The sequence below is a fragment of the Streptococcus mitis genome, from assembly GCF_001579045.1.
Taxonomy (GTDB): Bacteria; Bacillota; Bacilli; order Lactobacillales; family Streptococcaceae; genus Streptococcus; species Streptococcus mitis_D.
In genome coordinates, this window is record NZ_KQ970284.1 from 1 (window position 1) to 207 (window position 207).

Below are 207 nucleotides of genomic sequence, written 5' to 3' on the forward strand. Positions count from 1 at the left end.
TACCAACCAAAAGTTGGAACTGAAGCCAAAGGTGGAGCAAAAGACATCACAGTACCAGCAGATAAAACTCATCAAGGAGATAGCGTAAGCTACACACCAGAAGAGATTACTGTAGATGGAAAAGTGTACAAACCAGTAACACCTGGAGCACAAACAGTTACATTAACAGACAACCCACAAACTGTAGATGTGGCGTACGAAGAAAAA

Annotated in this window: 1 protein-coding gene; it reads left to right on the plus strand. The window is 41.5% G+C overall.

What is annotated here, in order from left to right:
• A partial coding sequence (locus tag SMIDD28_RS11945) for a hypothetical protein (protein ID WP_196756384.1) occupies window positions 1-207 on the plus strand: 207 nt, incomplete at both ends.